The following is a 17,551-nucleotide window of genomic DNA, read 5'->3' on the forward strand; positions in this document are numbered from 1 at the left end:
ATGCCAAGGAGAACGCAGATGTTAGACAGATTAACCCCCCAACTGGCCGCCCTGATACTGCGACTATCACTCGGGTTGGTGCTTCTGGCTCACAGCCTCTATCTGAAAATGGTGGTCTTCACTCTGCCCGGTACCGCCGAATTCTTTGACAGTGTCGGCCTGCCTGGCCTGCTGGCGTACGGGGTATTCCTGATCGAAGTCCTGGCCGGAACAGGCCTCATCGCAGGCTGGCACAGCCGGGTATGGGCATTAGCGGTAATACCCGTCTTGTTGGGCGCTACCTGGGTACATGCCGGCAATGGCTGGCTTTTTACCAATACCGGAGGTGGCTGGGAGTACCCGTTGTTTCTGACCGCCATGGCCGTGGTTCAGCTGTGTCTGGGCGACGGACAATATGCGCTCAACGCCCGACAATCTTTTGTTCACCACAAGGAGCCTCACCAATGAGCCCAGAATTCGAACTCATCACCCATGTACTTTGCCCCTACGTACAACGCTCGGTCATTGTGCTGCATGAGAAACAAATTCCTTACCGTCGCACGGACATCGACCTGGCCGACAAGCCGGATTGGTTCCGGCAAATTTCCCCGCTGGGAAAGGTGCCGGTACTGGTGGTCGGAGCACGGCAGTCCTTGTTCGAGTCTGCGGTGATCTGCGAATACCTGAATGAGGTTACTCCGGGCTCACTGCATCCGGAAGATCCATTGGAGCGTGCCGATCATCGCGCCTGGATCGAATTCGGATCCGGCCTGCTGAGCAGCATCGCTCAACTCTATAACGCCCCGACACAGGAGAGGTTCAGTGCCGCGCTCGCGATGTTACGGAAGGGGCTTTTACAACTGGATGAACGGCTGGGCAATGGCCCCTATTTTTCCGGACATAACTTTCGGATCATCGATGCCGTTTATGGCCCGATTTTCAGGTATTTTGACGTATTTGATTCGGTGATAGGGCTGGATTTGTCTCGGGAAGCGGGGAACGTTCAGCGCTGGCGAGGCCATCTGCGATCTCGCGAGTCTATCCGGCAGGCTGTCACCGTTGACTACCCTGAGCGCCTGTTGGCCTATATTCAGAACCGGGGAAGCTATATGTCCACGCTGGTAACAGGCGTGGCTCATGAGTGATTGGGAACTTGCCAGGTCTTATGACTATATTGAGGATGCCGGACACTTGATTATTGAAGAGACGCCTGATGAATTGGTAAAGGAAATTCTGGATTTCACTCAGGCTTAGAAATACGTTGTTAAGAAAAAATTATTTCAAATTCCTAGTGACTGGAAAATTGATGAAAAATTATTAAGAAATCTAGTAATAGCTCGGCTTGCTGAGCTGGAATGATTTTGACTCAACTTTCGTTTAAAGCGAAGTCAGTCCATTCCAGTCTTAATATTCCATACAATGCTGCTATGCAGTGCGGCTGAAATAGGATTTTAGGGTAATGAAAGCTACCAGCGAATTTATCGCAAACCTCAGCGACGTATTTGCGCTATTTGGTGCAATAGAAACTAAGCGCATGTTTGGAGGATATGGCGTTTATCGCGATGGTCTTATGTTTGCGCTCGTCGCCGATGATGTTCTTTACCTCAAAGCGGATGAAAGTTCGGTAGGCTCCTTTATCGAATTGGGCATGGAGCAGTTTGAATACGAGAAGAGGGGTAAAAGGGTGAAAATGGCTTATTACGCTGCACCCGAGGAAATCTTTGAAAATCCAGTTCATGCCCAGGAATGGGCCGATCGTGCTTATGAAACTGCCTTGCGGGCGAAACGCCTGAAGGGTAAGGCCAGAGTAAAGAGAAAGTAAATAGGTAATTATATCTCTATCAAAGAGTAGAATAGACTAAACATCCGCCCAAATTTTCGTTGTAATGACCCATATAAGCCGACACCTTTTAGTTACATCGTGGACTTATTCCGGAGCAGTATAAGCAACGGCTCGCTGCGCCATAACAGGACTCTGATGTAATCAGCATCTGCGTACCCGCGTAATATAGCAAGTTTCGGGTCGGCGCTGGGTAAACGACCTCTTATGATCTTCGCTGTTGGTGGAGGGTTGTTCCTTCTTTTGAACAGTGATGGAGGTCACAAAGATGAAAGCACTCGAAAATAAAGTCGCCATTGTTACTGGTGCCAGCGCAGGCATCGGTTATGCGACTGCCCGACTTTTCGCTAAGGAGGGGGCTACTGTAGTGGTAGCTGCCAGAAGAGAGGCAGAGCTGGATGCGTTGGTCGACGCTATAAAAGAGGAGGGTGGCCAAGCGTTAGCGGTTGCTGGCGACGTAGGTGATGAGGATTTCGCCAGAAAGCTCGTTGACGAGACGCTCGCGAGGTTTGGTCAATTGGACGCGGCATTTAACAACGCAGGCATTTTAGGTGCGATGGGGCCGGTGCCCGAGATGTCGTTGGCCGATTGGAATCAGGTGATCACGACCAATTTAACGAGCGCTTTTCTGGCAGCTAAGTATCAACTGCCGGCCATGCTAACGAGTGGCGGTGGTTCGTTAATTTTCACTTCAACATTTGTTGGCTATAGCGCTGGAATGCCAGGCATGGCTGCTTATGCGGCCAGTAAAGCGGGATTAATCGGGCTGACGCAAGTACTCGCTTGTGAATATGGCTCTGATAACATTCGAGTGAATGCGCTACTACCGGGAGGCACGGATACTGCTGCAGCCAGGGAGTTTGCCAACACTCCCGAAGCATTAGCGTTCGTAGCCAACCTACATGCAATGAAGCGGACGGCAAAGCCTGAAGAGATTGCTCAATCCGCACTCTACCTGGCTTCAGATGCATCCAGCTTTACGACCGGAACGGCACTATTGGCAGATGGTGGAGTATCAATAAATCGCGTCTGAATATAGGGCCTCACTCTGACTATAATCAGGATTAGGGGCCTTGAGCTATGCAGCAGCATGCCACAGGCAGCCCGTTCTGAAGGAGGGGCTGCCCCTTTTGATTGGAGTACTGTTAATTGCCACACTAAAAATAGGATACAAAGAGCTATGACATCTCAGTTTAAAGCAACGCTTCTTCGGCCCGCCAAGCAGGATAGCGATAATTCATGGGCTTTTGTCGTGCTGCCCAAAAGCGTGAGTGAGAAGCTCCCACGGCGAGGCAGGACAACGGTAGAGGGCACTCTCAATACTTATGCCTTCCAGGCTACTCTTGAACCGGACGGCCAATTGAGCCATTGGTTGCGGGTAAGTAAAGAGCTGCTTGAATCGGCAGGCGTTAACAGTGGCGACGATGTCACCTTTGAGATTACGCCCGTAGAGCAGGAGCCTGAACCCGAGGTGCCCGCTGATTTGCAGGATGCCCTTGCAGAGTCTCCAGAAGCTCAAGCCGTTTGGAGCGATACCACGACGATTGCTCGCCTGGACTGGATTCATTGGATTACGTCCGCCAAGCAGTCCAAGACTCGAGCGAAGCGGATTCTCGATGCTTGCGACATGCTTGCTTCTGGAAAGCGCCGCGTTTGCTGCTTCGATCCATCTGGCTATTACAGTAAAGCGTTTAGCCCACCTAAAACGGCAGGTTAGCGTTGCAGTTTCTGTATTACTGTTCAAGATTAATAGCTTTTAAGCAGGGCAGCGCATATTGCACTGCCCTACTACTGCTTAAGGATTTATGCTTTGCTAGCCAAATCAGTCGCTAGTAATCCTGCATTTTTAAGCGCATTAGCAACTGATTCCTGATGCCTTTCGTCCCCAAATTCTTGGTACTCTGACGTTATTTCATAAAATGACTCGACACCCAAGTATCTGCCCAATGTTTTAATGTGTGGCCCGAGGTGATTCATATGCTCACGTTCACCTCCTGGCCCAAACCCAAATTCTCCGCATGAGGTCACTAAAATAAGTGTTTTTCCAGACAAAAGTGGCTCTATAGGATGGTCGCCACGAGCCAAGTCAAAGCTAAATGTTTTATTTATACGCATTACCTGATCGAACCATGCTTTAAGAGGGGCGGGCATGCCGTAGTTATACATAGGTGAAGATATTAAAATGACATCCGCTTGAGATAACTCGTTAAATAGCTGATCTGATAAAGCCAGTTTTTCGCGTTGCTCAGAACTTTTTCGGTCATCCGGAGTAAACACAGCGCCTATCCAGTCTTGGTCAATGAAAGCTGGTGGATTTAAGCCAATATCACGATAAATGTAATTATCTGTACTTTTAGCAGACCTCCATTTATCAACAAACTGCATAGCAATGCGCTTTGATATTGAGTTGTGGTCGGGGTTTGGGTTGGACGTCTTGCGTACGCTGGCGTCTATATGAAGTAATGTGTGCATAGTGGGCTCGACGGATAGTGATGTGGAGTGGCTATGCTGCCTTTTTGCCAATACTGCGACAAATGAATAAACTGGCTCGATAGATGAGTAAAACTTACCTATTGAGAAACGAGATTGAGTCCAAAATGGGGGGCTGGCGGTGAAGGCTTCATTGCAAGCGATTAAGGTGTTTGAAGCAGCAGCTCGACTGGGGAGCTTTAAAGATGCCGCTGAGGAGCTGTCGATAACGCCAGCAGGTGTGTCGCACCACATCAGCAACCTTGAGAGTAGGTTGGGAGTGCGGCTGTTTAACCGAAAAAACCGAAAAGTGATATTAACTTCAGAGGGGCACCAGCTCGCTGAGGCAACAACAGCAGGTCTGCAGAAAATTCAGACTGCGCTAGATAATATAAAGTCAGGGGCATCACGGCTGAATGTTGATACCACTTCATCCTTTGCTGCCCTGGTGTTAATTCCGTTATTACATGATTTCAATAAAATCTATCAAAATATTGATGTTGAAATATCAACAGGTGAAGTGGTGGCATCTAAAATTAATGCCCTCTCTATCCGTTTGGGAGACGTAACCCGTGTTGATGAGTCAAGCTTATTGAAAAAAGAACGTTTTAACGTGTATGGAGGCTCTTCTTTTATCAACTCTATCACAGCGGATAAGCCTCCTATTGTCTACCTGACTAAATGGAAGAATAGTAAATTACCGGATTCACCTTGGGAAAGCTGGTTAATGGAAAATGGGGAGTCTCTTCCAAACTTTGAAATAAGATATTTTGATCAGGAGCTCTATGGCGTGTATGAAGCTATTGCTGGGAAAGGGCTGGTGTTTTGTTCAGAGACTCTGGTTTCTGACTTTGTGAAAGCTAACACATTGCAGCCAATGTCGTATCAAGGCGTTGATTCAATGCTGTGTTACTACATCCCGACCCAAAGTTGGCAGCATAGCGCCAAAATGCAGGCCTTTGTCGATTGGCTTAAGTCTAAAGTTAATTAAATTTAACATTGTGTTTGCTAAATCTACCCTTATAAGAGTGAGTAAGGCATGGCAATTCAACACATACAAGCGAGCCTACATGCAGGCCCTTGAAAGCCTTTTGTTAAATAAAGGTGCGCTTACCAGCATTGAGCGAGCAACTGGTCTGTTGATTGCAACGTTTGAACGGAAAGGCCGTGTTCACTCTTGTGGTGGCGGGGGGGCAATGTGCAATGCACTTTGCCGAAGAGCTTGCTGAGACAACGCTGGAAAATCGATGGTGTTGTCTCAGATTCCGCGCTATATGGAAAGACCCCCTACAACACACTGTTGGGCTCAGCTTGGTAGGCTTTATGAAGCAGACTGATGAACGGGGTTATTTCTGCAAAAGCAGTGGTAGCAATGGCAGTGACTGCGATCCCAGGTGTCCATGAATTCATCACCGCGGCACCGGGCAGTTCCTGAAGACGCTCAATGGTGATCTCCTCGTGGCGCTGGGCAATACCGAGGCGGTTTAGTTGGCGTTGAACAATACCCATCATGGTGCCCTGCAATATCGTTGCCTGTGGCCAGATCACCGTCTCACCGTCCCAGAAGGCAAGGTTCCAGATGGTTGCCTCGCTCAATCGCCCATGGCGGTCGACAAAGGCTGCATCGTCGAAACCCTGGCGCAGAGCTTGATGTAGATAGTAGGTTTTGCCCGCCTCACCAACGTGCTTGATAGAAGCTAGAGGTCGCTCGTGATCTACCCTACTCAGCCTCAACGGCCCTTTAGGGCCATTAGCCGGTGCGCTGCTACGGACGAGCACGTCTGGCTCCGCATCCATGCTGGCCGCGGTGAATTCACCGTGGCTGGAGAAGAGAGTAACCGTTAATGACTGGTCTTTCGGGCCTTCATCAATAGCTGTTCTGATGTAGGAGATTAGCTGCTCTTCGGGAAGCATCTTTCCAAAAAACTCTTTTGACGCTTTCTGCAGACGGGCAAGATGAAGATCTAGCCCTTTGATCTCTCGATCTCGTACCTGCATGGCCGTGAAATGGGCAAACCCTGCAAAGGCCAGGGGTATCAGCTCTGAAAGAGTGGCTGGCTGCCCATTAATATGGGCCTGAAAATTGCTGGCGTTAGTGGACATAGCAGTGACTCCTGATTGAACTTGCAGTGAAGAATCACTACCCTAAACCCTAACAGCGCTGTAAGAGTCAATAGAGTGAAATGAAAATAGGCGAGCTGGCAAAACGCACCGGAGTAAGCATTCGCATGCTGCGCTACTATGAAGCGGAAGGTTTGCTTAAGCCAACGCGCGCCACCAATGGGTACCGTCATTACGGGCAGGGTGAGATTCGCACTGTCGAGCGGATCAAACTGCTCGGTTCAGCAGGCATGACTCTGGCAACCATCAAGCAATTCCTACCGTGTGTGAGAGGGGAGGGCCCAGTCTTCGAGCTCTGTGACGAACTACGCAATGTCTTGCACGAACAAATTGAGTTTGCCGACCAGAAAGCAGCCAAACTGGCCCAAAGCCGTGCCATTCTGGAGAGTTTCCTGTGCGATATTGAACGGTGATGAACAGTGGGTAACGGGAACTGCAAGAGGCATGTAACGCTTGAATCACCGCATTTCCGCTGGGTGGTCTAGTCAACTGAGGAGCCGGGAAGTCTCACTACTCCCGGCTCTCTTGCTATCAGGCCGGGCTTTGTGAGCGTGGCCCAAATGACAGCACAAGCAGGGTTCCCAGGCTGGTAGTGATCAGGACTAATAGGGGCCCACCCAGCGCGCCGAGGTAATCCACTAGTATGCCGCCGCCTATAGCGCCACTGGCGATAGCAACCTGAAAGGCGGCAACTATCAAGCCCCCTGCAGCTTCAACTTGATCCGGCGCGGCACGAACTATCCATGTTTGAAATCCGATGGGAAAAGCGCCGAAAGCAAACCCCCACAGTGCGATAGACACGGCAGTAACGCTGGCCAAACTACCCGCGAACAGTAGCGTAATGGTGATCGCAATAATGAGTGCCCCACCAAACATAATGGCGTTGCGCTCGCTACGCTCCGCGATAAATGCACCGGCGAAATTGCCAAAAAAACCACCAATACCAAAGCCGAGCAGTACTGCAGAGATTGCACTGACGGATAATTGCGCCACCTCTTCAAGGAGCGGTCGTATGTAGGTAAATCCGGCAAAATGGCCTGAAATCATCAGCACTACGGCTAACAGCACAACGCGAACCTGCGTGCGTTTAAGCAGTTGGAAGAGAGTGCGCAGGCTTGGGTTGTCTTTTGGCGGCATAGCGGGAATGGTGAAAAGCTGAGTCACGAGCGTTATTAGACTAAGGAAACCAGCGGCAATAAACGCACTTCGCCACCCCCAGAGACCACCGATATAGGCGCCCAAAGGTGCTGCACAAACGGTAGCGACAGACACGCCGGTCAAAACAATAGACATGGCGCGTGCAAACAGATTGTCGGGCACCATGCGCATTGCCAGGGCAGCGGCCATCGACCAGAACCCTCCCAAGGCAATTCCCAGCAGTACTCGAGCAAAAATTAAAACAAAAAAGCTATTCGCCGTTGCCGCCAAAGCGTTGGAAACGACAAGCAGCAGCGTTAAAAAAAGCAGCACAAACCTGCGATCAAAATTGCGGGTCAGAAGTGGGATTGTTAGCGCGGCAAGCGCAGCTACTGCAGCAGTAGCCGTGACCGCTTGGCCCGCGGCGCCAACGGAGATGTTGAGATCCGCTGCCATGGCCGTCAGCAGGCTGGCCGGTAAAAATTCGGCAGTCACTAAACCAAAAACCCCCAGCGCGAGGCTGACAATGCCCATCCAATTGGCTGAGGTAGGTTCAGCGGTGGGTGTTGCCGTTAGTAATGACGGGCTAGCGGAGCAAGTAGTGTCGTTCATTGCAGGCCTACTAAAGTGTTAGTTGAAGCTGCAGTGTAAAATTAAGGGTTTGGCTTTTCTATGATATAAAATCCGTAAAGAATGACTATTTGTCCAAACCGGGTTCATTAATATGCGCGACACCTTAACTGAAATTCTGCTCGGCCTGCGCCTTGAGGGCGTGGAGTATGGGCGCTGCCTGCTGCGCGCCCCTTGGGCCGTCGCAACCTCTGCCCAGCCAGCAGCACTTTTTCTTTTTGTGGCTCAAGGCGGGTGTTGGTTGCGTACCGAGACAACCGAGTGGACATACCTGAACGCTGGCGATGCGGTGCTCTTTCCGCGTGGAGCGTCCTACGTAATGGCCAGCTCGCAGGACGTGCCTGCAGTGGATAAGGCTACGTTGGCTCGTAGGCCGGTCTCCGAGAATATTTATCTGGTGAACAGTGAGTCAAAAGAGAGTGATATTGAGCCGGATGTGCTTTTTTGTGGCGCCATGCACTTCAATCTCGACCCGCTACACCCTCTGATTGCGATAATGCCTGACATGATGCGCGCTAGCGATTTGGCTAAACGTGATCCCTCGGTACCTGCCTTATTGGAGGCAATGGAGCGAGAAATTAGCCTGGATCGAATCGGTGCCTGCGGCATACTTGCCCGTTTGGCCGATGTGCTGGCCGCCACTATTATTCGTGCTTGGATTGAGTGTGCCTGCAGCGACTCTAGCGGCTGGATTGCAGCCGTGCGCTGCCCACAACTCGGCAAGGTGCTGGTAGCCATCCATACGCAGCCGGAGCGCGATTGGTCAGTCGCCGAGTTAGCGGATGTCATGGGAGCTTCGCGCTCAAGCTTTAACGATAAGTTCAGCCGGATGTTAGGGGTGACTCCCGCCAAGTATGTGGCGCGGGTAAAGATGTTTCAGGCTCGACAGTGGATAGCGCGGGACAATATGCGCATCGCCGTGGCCGCGAACCGGCTTGGCTATGACTCTGAAGCCTCATTCAGTCGCGCGTTCAAACGCATTATTGGACACCCGCCGAGTGAGGCACGTGAAGCAGAGACCGTGTGACGGTTGAGTCTTCTCTTCAATATTCCGTGAAAGAAGATGGCATAGGAACGATTTAGCTGTCGAAGTAAACAACCATCTTGAGATGACGGTGCTCATCAACGATTAGCGTCTCATGGGTATAAGTATGATGCCCGCCCTCTGTATCGAGGAGGCTGCTGATTCCTCGATGGTAGCCTTCCATACTTGAAGCTTCCCACCAGCGCCGAAAGTCTGGAGATAACTGACAAAGCTCGTCGATCAGCGTTTGCATGATCGGGTCTTCAGGGGCGACAGCTAAGTCACAACGAAACTGCGCCAGCATATGCGAGGCATCCAGTTGCCAGTCAGGAAGTCGTCGGCGTAGATCGGGGGCGGTAAATACCATCCTTAGCAGGTTGCGTTCAGACGCCTCTCGGCTGCTGAACTGAAGTAGCTTATCGGCCTGCGCATTCCAGCCAATAACATCCCAGCGCAGGTTCATGACGTAGCTAGGGCGAGAGAGATCATCCATCAGCGATCGTATCCGGGGAGATATGCTCTGCTCTTGATACGCTTCTGCTGGCGGCGCTCGGCGGTGTGCCAACAGAAAAAGATGACAGCACTCGGCATCATCCAGTTTCAGGGCACGGGAGATATTGAGCAGGAAGCGTTCGGAGACCTTAATGTCACGGCCCTGCTCAAACCACGTGTACCAAGTCAGTCCTACCCCAGCAAGCGCCGCAACCTCTTCTCGCCTTAGGCCCGGTGTACGCCTTCGCCCGCTGGTGGGAAGTCCAACGTCCGCGGGCGTCAATTTGCGACGATGCCGCAGCATGAATTCGGTGAGATCACTCTGTGTTCGTTCAAGCCTATGATTCGACATGCTATTACCTTTGGTAATAGGATAATTGGCTATATTGTAACCCCATATTGAGTGTCTGAGAATGCCTGCTTCCATGATGAAGTCGGAGGCTACATGTCATTCAATTGTGATGTTCACACCCCTCTCTATACGGTTGCAGGAGGACGGCCTTATAACAAGGCTGGCCTTAAAGAGTGGGCGGGGCTTGCGGTATTGGCACTGCCCACCATGCTGCTTGGGCTCGATGTAACTATTCTCTACTTGGCGCTTCCAGCCCTGGCGGTAGAGCTACAGCCAAGCAGTACCCAGGCGCTGTGGATTATGGACGCCTACGGCTTCATGATCGCCGGTTTTCTGATCACTATGGGCACGCTAGGGGATCGGATTGGCCGGCGTCGGCTACTGATGATGGGAGCCTCTGCGTTTGCGGTCGCGTCGGTGTTTGCAGCTTATGCATCCAATGCCGAGTGGCTCATTGTGGCGCGGGCAGCACTGGGTATTGCCGGAGCAACCCTGATGCCTTCTACGTTGGCCCTGATTAGCAATATGTTTTTTGATTTGCACCAGCGGGCACTGGCGATCGGTATATGGGCAACCATGTTCGCACTGGGTATGGCGTTAGGCCCGGTGGTCGGTGGGTTGCTGTTAGCACCCTTTTGGTGGGGAGCCGCTTTCCTAATTGCCGTGCCCATCGTCATCATACTGTTGTTAACTGCCCCATTACTCCTGCCGGAGTACCGTAACCCACAGGCAGGCCGTCTGGATCTTTTGAGTGTTCTGTTGCTGTTGATAGCAATTTTGCCAAGTATCTATGCCATAAAGGAGTTCTCTAAAGCAGGATTGACGCCACTGGTATTGGTTACTCTCGCACTAGGCGTAGTGGGAACACAGTTCTTTGTGCGTCGCCAAAAGCAGCTTCTCGATCCACTGCTTGATCTCAAACTGTTTGCCAGTAAAACCTTCACTGCCGCCCTTTTTATACTCCTGATAGGGCTGGTGGGCGTGGCAGGAATGATGCTCTTAGTTACCCAATATCTTCAGCTAGTGGCGGGCTACACGCCGCTGATTGCTGGGTTGTGGATGGGGCCGCCAGCGCTGATGATGGTACTAGCCGGTATCCTTGCCCCTATCTTTGCGCGCCGAATTCGGCCAGCGTTTGTTATTGCTTTAGCGTTTATGCTTTCAAGCATCGGTTGTGGTTTTCTGGCTCAAGTAGACCCACTCTCCGTTCAGGTACTCCAGGTCGTAATCGGATTTTCACTGGTATACCTGGGGCTGGGTACCATCGCCGCGCTGGGCACAGACTTGGTGGTAGGGTCTGCACCTCCGGAAAAAACCGGGTCTGCATCGTCGATGTCCGAGATGGTTCAAGAGTTGGGGGTGGCACTAGGCGTAGCACTTCTCGGCAGCATGGCGACCCTGTTGTATCGCGTGCAGATTGCCAGTGCGATCCCTAACGGGATGCCAGACGATATCTCCCGTGCCCTTGGAGAAAGCTTGTGGGCAACAACGTCAGTTGCTGAACGACTTCCCGATGGGATACTTGAACAAGCCCAGTCTGCGTTTACGCAAGGTATGAATATGGCCGCCGTAGTAAGTGGCGCCACCCTTTTGGCGCTTGCGTTGATATCAGCCGTTACTCTACGGCATGTGAAAGCCGTTGGAAAAGAGAGTGATTGAGTGGCCCACAGGGTAGGGGAGATAGCGATAAGTATCCGAAATGCCCTGGCCACTAGCCAATGCTTTGGCGTACTCCTCGTCTCCCAGGCGTTTTATTTTCTAAATTATTTCTCACCATGTCACAAACATTAAGGCTGTTCCGTCTACCTCTGTAGAACGACCGGTGGATAGCTTTCCACTCCATATAAAACAGAGGAGCAAGACAATGGAAACACGCCTGAACGCCTTTAAAGCCTCTCAAGAGGGCATTACCGCGATGACTAAGCTAGAGGAGTACGTTCGCCACTGTGGACTGGAGTTTAGTCTGATTGAGCTAGTTAAAACACGCGCCTCTCAGATCAATGGCTGTGCATTTTGCCTGCATATGCACACCAGCGATGCCCGCGCAGCGGGTGAGAGCGAGGCACGCCTTTACCTGCTGTCTGCCTGGCGCGAGTCCACTCTCTATACGCCACGGGAACGGGCGGCGTTGGCCTGGACCGAGGCATTGACAAAGCTACCCGACACAGGCGCTCCTACGAAGGATTACGAGCAGGGCGTGGCGAATTTTACCGAGAAAGAGTTCGTTGACCTTACCTTACTGATTGGAGCGATTAACGTCTGGAACCGCATTAGTGTGGGGTTTCGTTCGCTTCATCCGAATGAAACCCAAAGCCGTCAGTAATCAGAGCTGAGGGTTAGTGGTATGTTTTGTTGCATCATAAAACGCTTTAAATGGGGAATTATCGCTATGGCGCTGAACACAGCTCACGCAGGTGGAGTGACAACAACCATCGTCAATTCTGATGAACTTTATGATCCTGCACCTAACGGCTATAGCCACGCGGTGGTTGCCAGCGGAGGCAGCCGGGTTGCCTACATTGCCGGTCAGGGAGGCGAAAATGCCCAGGGAGTACTGCCTGAGTCGTTTGCGGATCAAGTTGCCCAAGCTTATCGCAACCTTAGAACTGTGTTGCAAGAACTTGATGCGAGCCCGTAACAGGTTACTCGTATTAACACCTATGTCGTCAATTATGATCCTTCGATGTTGGAGGTTATGACCCGCTATGTGAAGGAGACCTTTGGCGATGCGCTGCCTGCGCAAACACTTGTGCCGGTACCGCGGTTAGCGCTGGATGGTATGTTGTTTGAAGTTGACGCGACCGCCGTTCTTGAGTAACGGGAGTCAGGCACCATGACGGAACAATTCGCGCGCCAGTTTAATCACTGGCGCCGTTATCTGACCGGTATCGCCTATCGAATGCTGGGTTCGGTGAGCGAAGCGGAGGATGTGGTACAGGATGCCTACCTGCGCTGGCATGATGCTGACCACCTTTCGGTGAACGATGTGCGTGCCTACCTGACCACTGTCACCAGCCGGCTTTGTCTTGACCGCCTTAGGGTAGCTCATCGGCAACGGGAGGTTTATGTGGGCCCCTGGTTGCCTGAACCGCTGGTGGAAACGCTGGATACTCCGGTAGACCCCGAGGCGCTAGCCAGCGATGTCTCTTTCGCCCTGATGCTGGCGCTGGAGCGGCTGTCGCCTTTGGAACGGGCTGCTTTCCTACTGCACGATGTGTTCGGGCTGGATTTTGGTCAGGTCGCCATCAGCCTCGAACGTAGTGAAACAAGCTGTCGCCAACTTGCCAGCCGGGCTCGCAAAAAGGTGCGGGCCGCACGCCCGCGCTATCAGGTGGCGGCTGGAGAGCACAGCCAACTGACCCAACGCTTCTTTGAAGCAGCACGCAGTGGCGACGTCACCGAATTGAAGGCTTTGTTGAGCGCCAGCGCGACGCTGCATGCCGATGGAGGCGGCAAGAGAGTTGCTGTACGCAGACTCATTATCGGCGCAGATAAAATAAGCCGGTTCTTTGCAGGCTTGGCCCACAAGTCGACGTCATCCAACCCTTGCTGGGTAAGTCATGTAATTGTCAATGGGCTTCCGGGGTGGTTAACGATCGAACACGATGGGCTACCTCAGGTCATGACTCTGGAGGTCGTGGATAGTCGTATCCAGGCACTTTACGTTGTGCGTAATCCGGATAAATTATGCCACTTGGCTGACCAGCTACCGCAGCTTTAGTCTTTAGTTAAGTAAATAGATTTTTCTCAAGCTTTTCTTTTACGACAGCTTCATGTGTAAAAGCTCAATCGCTTAAGAAGGACTTTCAGGTTTAAAAGAGGTCAAGGTTATAAATTGCTGGTTAAGCATTAAAAAAAGCTGTGTGCTCGGCCAATACTGCTAAGCCAATTCCGATTAGCACAATACCGCCGATAAGTTCTGCCCAGTGACCGACGAACTTGCCAAGCTTATTGCCCAGAAAAGTGCCTATAGAGGCCATTACCGTAGTAGCGAGGCCGATAGCTAGGCTGATGGCGATGATATTGGCATCGATAAAGGCGAGGCTGGCGCCCACAGCCATGGCATCAATGCTGGTTGCTGTGGCGGTCAACACCAATAACCAGAGCGTCTGTTTGCGATGCTCTATCTTGTCTTCCTTTTTGAGCCCGGCATGCATCATGTGAAGGCCGATAAGCGTCAGCAGGGTAAAGGCCACCCAGTGATCCCAGGCTTGCACATACTGCTGAGATGCCTTGCCCGCTACCCAGCCGAGTACCGGGGTAATGGCTTCGATCACACCAAAGACCAGGCCAATCCCGATGGCGTGACGATACCGTGGCTTTTGCAGCTCGGCGCCTTTGCTGATGGAGGCGGCGAAGGCATCCGCCGACATGGATACGGCCAGAAACAGCAGGGTAATCGGTGTCATGGAGTGTGAACTCGCTCGCTGGAAAAGTACCGCGCACATTTACCCAGTGGCAGAGTAGTAATACTATGCTTGAGTGTAAAAGTCGGGTATTCAATAGCGATGAATCCTACCACGATTTATTAAACAAACAAGACAGAGTCTTAAAAATTAAGTTTGTAATAGTGAACTAATATAGCCTTGGCTAACAATGTGTGTGTTAGCTGATTTTGTTTGCTTTTAATATACTTTTTGCGGCTTGTGCGAAAGATGTGAACCTATTGTGTTTGTCATGTTTAATGACATTGTGATGTGCTTTTAAGGTTAAGGGTTTATAGTCATCTATAGCGTTATTGTTGCTGGTAATTTAGTTGCAATAATTCAATATTAAGTGGCTTGAAGTTATAAAAGACTAAATAGCCGTTATCAGAATCATCGGGAAAACCAGAAGCCGATCACACTGGAAGTCATGCAGTCTGCGGTGCTGTTCCCGCTGCCCGCAGTTGAATAACATCAGCTCGGGGTGGCGCACCGAACATGCGGCTGTATTCGCGGCTAAAGTGGGAAGGGCTTTCATAACCTACCCGGTAGCTGGCGGTAGCCGCCTCGAGCCCTTCGGCCAGCATGAGTCGTCGGGCCTCGTGCAGGCGAAGTTTCTTCTGGTACTGCAGGGGCGACATGCGTGTGACTTGCCGGAAGCTATGGTAAAGCGTCGATTCACTCATGTTGGCGGTTGCTGCCAGTTCACGGATCTTGAGCGGTTGCGTGTAGCGCTCTTTAAGCGCATAGATGACCCGCGCAATCCGGTTGGCCTGGGAGTCGGAGGCGGCAAACCGGCGCATGTGAGGCCCCATGGCACCCATGAGTGCCCGATAGATCAACTCCCGACGGGCCAAGGGGGAAAGCACCTTGATGTCTTCCGGGGAGTCGAGCAGGCTCAACAATCGATAAAGTGCACCCTGCATGCGTGCATCCATGGGGGCCGATTTTAATCCGCAGTCCGTCTCGGAGCAGATAGTATCATTTCCCGCGGGCGGCGCTGTGTCGCCCAGTTCCAGTATCAGTCCTGCTACCTCCTGGGGATCCACCGAGACTTTTACCGCCAAGTAGGGCTTTTCCGGGGTGGCATGGTCAATCCTGCCTACCACCGGTAGGTAAACGGCGCTACCCATGTAGCTGGGCCCGGTGTAGACGATCTCCTTGTCACCTAGTAGCACGGTCTTGCTGCCTTGAATGACAAAACACAGGCACGGCTCGTATACCGCACAGTGAAAGCTGGTAGGGGCGTCAGCGCGCACCAGTTGCACTTCGGCAATCGCCGTATCCTGAAGCTCTTCAAGTGGGCTCCAGCGACGGGCAACGCTGATTAACTGTTGCGACAGGTTGTCGCTGAGCTGGACAATCTGCTCAGGCAAGATAGTGGTCAATGGCTTTCCTCCCTATTAGTTCGCAGTATATGCCTTCGATTTATAAATCGTAGGCTTTTTCATTTGATTCTGCAGGATCAGGCAAGTACCCCGTAGAAATCGACAACCCGCATCAGCTGTCACCTGACCGTCATGCTGTGCAAGTCCGAAAATCGTTCGTTTGTTTGATTGGGCCTGCTTATTGGGCCGCTCTCTGCCCGTGACAGAAACAGGCAAGCTTTCCGCAGGAACACGATACCTCCCTCGCGCTCGTACCGCCTATTGTAGGTAGCGTCTGATGGGCGCTAAGCCCGCAGCCTGGTGCTGCGGGCTTGCCTGTCCTCCGTATGACCAGAGCGTCTTTCAAGAACGCTACCGGTCTGAGACTCCCCCTCACGGTGGAAGCCGTAGGGCAATGTCGAAATGGATCGTGCTGAACCGACTAATTAAATGCCAACCGCCAGCGCGGTGAGGCGTTATATAACGAATGCTGCTATCGGCGTCCGATAGCCACTGGAGCAAGTAATCATGGGAAGTCTGTCTCTAAGAACCCGCTTTGCAAGCAGCCGGGCGATATTCCTGTTCCTGCTGCTGATGGCCTTGCTTACCGGCTGCGAAGCCAAGAGTGAGGAGGCGGCTTCTGCATCGCCCCCGCCACCCCCAGAAGTCGAGGTGGCAGAAGTGACCGCTCAGCCAGTGGTGTTGAGTGAGTCATTCACCGGGCGGGTGGAAGCGGCTGAAACGGTTGAATTAAGGTCGCGAGTCAGCGGCTATATCCAGGAAGTCGCTTTCGAGGAGGGAGAGCTGGTAGAGCAGGGAGATCTGCTGTTCTTGATCGATCCACGCCCATACCAGGCCCGTGTTAACGCCGCCCAAGCGGATCTTGCCCAGGCCAGGAGCCAGCAGGTTCAGGCTGGCAGTGAAGCTGAACGCGCCCGGGTGTTGCTGGGGCGTCAGGCCATTTCCCAGGAAGTGCATGACCAGCGTCAATCGGCCCTGAGTAATTCGCGTGCCATGGTCGATGCTGCTGAGGCAGCGTTGCAGACCGCCGAGCTTGACCTTGAATACACCCGCATTACAGCACCGGTCAGTGGCCGCGTCGGTCGGGCGATGGTCACTCGCGGTAACTTAGCCAACGCCGACCAGAGTCTGTTGACCACGCTGGTCACCATTGATCCGATCCACGTCTACTTTGAGGCCGACGAGCAGGCCGCGTTTGCCAGCCAGACACTTCTCACCGGTGACGCGTCGAACAGCCTGAATATCGAGCTGGGCGGCGACCCGCAGCGCCAGTACAAAGGCACCCTGGACTTTATCGACAACCGCTTGAACCCCAACACCGGTACCCTGCAATTCAGGGCAGTGCTGGACAACCCGGATGGCCGCATTCGGCCCGGGGAGTTTGCGCGGGTCGAAATGCCGGTCGCGCGGTTGGACCAAGCGTTGCTGGTGGATGGCAAGGCGGTCCTGACCGACCAGGATCGCCGCTACGTCTACGTGGTGGATGAGAACAACCTCGCCCAGCGTCGCCAGGTCGACACAGGGCGCCGGGTGGATGAACGCACGGTCATCAGCGAAGGGCTTGCTGCCGGCGACCGGGTGATCGTCAACGGGGTGCAAAAAGTCTTCATGCCGGGTATGGAAGTGAGCCCCCAAACGGTGCCCGCCGCCCCGGCTGCTGACGCCCAACCCGCCATTGCTGCCAGGGAGGACTAG

20 protein-coding genes are annotated in these 17,551 nt (G+C 52.5%); 14 read left to right on the plus strand and 6 right to left on the minus strand.

Features of this window, described 5'->3' with window-relative positions:
* Nucleotides 1–18 precede the first annotated feature (18 nt).
* The 5 genes from E0L35_RS07015 to E0L35_RS07040 all read left to right on the plus strand — a co-directional run bounded on the left by E0L35_RS07015 (nucleotide 19) and on the right by E0L35_RS07040 (nucleotide 3,536).
* Nucleotides 19–447, plus strand: a complete 429-nt coding sequence (locus E0L35_RS07015) for a DoxX family protein (protein ID WP_035538570.1) — start codon at nucleotides 19–21, stop codon at nucleotides 445–447.
* Complete coding sequence (locus E0L35_RS07020; protein ID WP_138799942.1) at nucleotides 444–1,124, plus strand: glutathione S-transferase family protein; 681 nt, start codon at nucleotides 444–446, stop codon at nucleotides 1,122–1,124. The genes E0L35_RS07015 and E0L35_RS07020 overlap by 4 nt, the downstream gene beginning before the upstream one ends.
* A gap of 314 nt (nucleotides 1,125–1,438) precedes the next feature.
* A complete protein-coding gene (locus tag E0L35_RS07030) occupies nucleotides 1,439–1,801 on the plus strand; it encodes a TfoX/Sxy family protein (RefSeq protein WP_138799943.1) in 363 nt (120 codons plus the stop codon).
* Nucleotides 1,802–2,087: 286 nt separating this feature from the next.
* A complete protein-coding gene (locus E0L35_RS07035) occupies nucleotides 2,088–2,852 on the plus strand; it encodes an SDR family oxidoreductase (protein WP_138799944.1) in 765 nt (254 codons plus the stop codon).
* A 147-nt stretch (nucleotides 2,853–2,999) separates the two neighbouring features.
* A complete protein-coding gene (locus E0L35_RS07040) occupies nucleotides 3,000–3,536 on the plus strand; it encodes a YdeI/OmpD-associated family protein (RefSeq protein WP_027959822.1) in 537 nt (178 codons plus the stop codon).
* Nucleotides 3,537–3,622: 86 nt separating this feature from the next.
* Here the strand turns inward: E0L35_RS07040 and E0L35_RS07045 are convergent, their stop codons facing one another.
* Nucleotides 3,623–4,291: an NAD(P)H-dependent oxidoreductase gene (locus E0L35_RS07045; RefSeq protein WP_027959821.1), complete on the minus strand. Its 669-nt coding sequence runs from the start codon at nucleotides 4,289–4,291 to the stop codon at nucleotides 3,623–3,625.
* Nucleotides 4,292–4,430: 139 nt separating this feature from the next.
* Here E0L35_RS07045 and E0L35_RS07050 point away from each other — a divergent pair, with 139 nt between their 5' ends.
* On the plus strand, nucleotides 4,431–5,279 hold the full coding sequence (locus E0L35_RS07050; protein WP_039859286.1) for a LysR family transcriptional regulator: 849 nt from the start codon (nucleotides 4,431–4,433) through the stop codon (nucleotides 5,277–5,279).
* 296 nt (nucleotides 5,280–5,575) lie between these two features.
* On the opposite strand, the gene E0L35_RS07060 is transcribed toward E0L35_RS07050, so the two are convergent.
* Nucleotides 5,576–6,391 (minus strand): aminotransferase class IV family protein, encoded by an 816-nt coding sequence (locus E0L35_RS07060; protein ID WP_027959819.1) that lies wholly within the window; start codon nucleotides 6,389–6,391, stop codon nucleotides 5,576–5,578.
* A gap of 80 nt (nucleotides 6,392–6,471) precedes the next feature.
* On the opposite strand from E0L35_RS07060, the gene E0L35_RS07065 reads away from it, so the two are divergent.
* Entirely contained in the window at nucleotides 6,472–6,822 is a 351-nt protein-coding gene (locus tag E0L35_RS07065) for a MerR family transcriptional regulator (protein ID WP_138799945.1), read from the plus strand.
* Nucleotides 6,823–6,940: 118 nt separating this feature from the next.
* Here E0L35_RS07065 and E0L35_RS07070 read toward each other — a convergent pair whose 3' ends face one another.
* The gene (locus tag E0L35_RS07070) at nucleotides 6,941–8,158 is read right to left on the minus strand and encodes an MFS transporter (protein ID WP_138799946.1); all 1,218 of its coding nucleotides are present in this window, start codon (nucleotides 8,156–8,158) and stop codon (nucleotides 6,941–6,943) included.
* A 112-nt stretch (nucleotides 8,159–8,270) separates the two neighbouring features.
* Between E0L35_RS07070 and E0L35_RS07075 the strand changes: the two genes are divergently transcribed.
* Nucleotides 8,271–9,203: an AraC family transcriptional regulator gene (locus E0L35_RS07075; protein WP_022520559.1), complete on the plus strand. Its 933-nt coding sequence runs from the start codon at nucleotides 8,271–8,273 to the stop codon at nucleotides 9,201–9,203.
* A 52-nt stretch (nucleotides 9,204–9,255) separates the two neighbouring features.
* On the opposite strand, the gene E0L35_RS07080 is transcribed toward E0L35_RS07075, so the two are convergent.
* The gene (locus tag E0L35_RS07080) at nucleotides 9,256–10,044 is read right to left on the minus strand and encodes a helix-turn-helix transcriptional regulator (RefSeq protein ID WP_022520558.1); all 789 of its coding nucleotides are present in this window, start codon (nucleotides 10,042–10,044) and stop codon (nucleotides 9,256–9,258) included.
* Between the two features lie 93 nt (nucleotides 10,045–10,137).
* Here E0L35_RS07080 and E0L35_RS07085 point away from each other — a divergent pair, with 93 nt between their 5' ends.
* From E0L35_RS07085 to E0L35_RS07100, 5 genes are all read left to right on the plus strand, one after another.
* The gene (locus E0L35_RS07085) at nucleotides 10,138–11,703 is read left to right on the plus strand and encodes an MFS transporter (RefSeq protein ID WP_212751668.1); all 1,566 of its coding nucleotides are present in this window, start codon (nucleotides 10,138–10,140) and stop codon (nucleotides 11,701–11,703) included.
* 205 nt (nucleotides 11,704–11,908) lie between these two features.
* A complete protein-coding gene (locus tag E0L35_RS07090; protein WP_027959817.1) occupies nucleotides 11,909–12,367 on the plus strand; it encodes a carboxymuconolactone decarboxylase family protein in 459 nt (152 codons plus the stop codon).
* A gap of 66 nt (nucleotides 12,368–12,433) precedes the next feature.
* The gene (locus tag E0L35_RS26440; RefSeq protein ID WP_196518170.1) at nucleotides 12,434–12,682 is read left to right on the plus strand and encodes a Rid family hydrolase; all 249 of its coding nucleotides are present in this window, start codon (nucleotides 12,434–12,436) and stop codon (nucleotides 12,680–12,682) included.
* Nucleotides 12,683–12,727: 45 nt separating this feature from the next.
* The gene (locus E0L35_RS26835) at nucleotides 12,728–12,862 is read left to right on the plus strand and encodes a hypothetical protein (RefSeq protein WP_269318618.1); all 135 of its coding nucleotides are present in this window, start codon (nucleotides 12,728–12,730) and stop codon (nucleotides 12,860–12,862) included.
* 15 nt (nucleotides 12,863–12,877) lie between these two features.
* Nucleotides 12,878–13,765 (plus strand): sigma-70 family RNA polymerase sigma factor, encoded by an 888-nt coding sequence (locus E0L35_RS07100; protein WP_027959816.1) that lies wholly within the window; start codon nucleotides 12,878–12,880, stop codon nucleotides 13,763–13,765.
* Nucleotides 13,766–13,886: 121 nt separating this feature from the next.
* Here the strand turns inward: E0L35_RS07100 and E0L35_RS07105 are convergent, their stop codons facing one another.
* Both E0L35_RS07105 and E0L35_RS07110 read right to left on the minus strand, forming a co-directional pair.
* A complete protein-coding gene (locus tag E0L35_RS07105; RefSeq protein WP_027959815.1) occupies nucleotides 13,887–14,453 on the minus strand; it encodes a manganese efflux pump MntP family protein in 567 nt (188 codons plus the stop codon).
* 443 nt (nucleotides 14,454–14,896) lie between these two features.
* Nucleotides 14,897–15,856: an AraC family transcriptional regulator gene (locus E0L35_RS07110; RefSeq protein WP_022520552.1), complete on the minus strand. Its 960-nt coding sequence runs from the start codon at nucleotides 15,854–15,856 to the stop codon at nucleotides 14,897–14,899.
* A gap of 507 nt (nucleotides 15,857–16,363) precedes the next feature.
* On the opposite strand from E0L35_RS07110, the gene E0L35_RS07115 reads away from it, so the two are divergent.
* The gene (locus tag E0L35_RS07115; RefSeq protein ID WP_027959814.1) at nucleotides 16,364–17,551 is read left to right on the plus strand and encodes an efflux RND transporter periplasmic adaptor subunit; all 1,188 of its coding nucleotides are present in this window, start codon (nucleotides 16,364–16,366) and stop codon (nucleotides 17,549–17,551) included.

This window comes from Halomonas sp. ATBC28 (assembly GCF_005937175.1).
Taxonomy (GTDB): domain Bacteria; phylum Pseudomonadota; class Gammaproteobacteria; order Pseudomonadales; family Halomonadaceae; genus Vreelandella; species Vreelandella titanicae.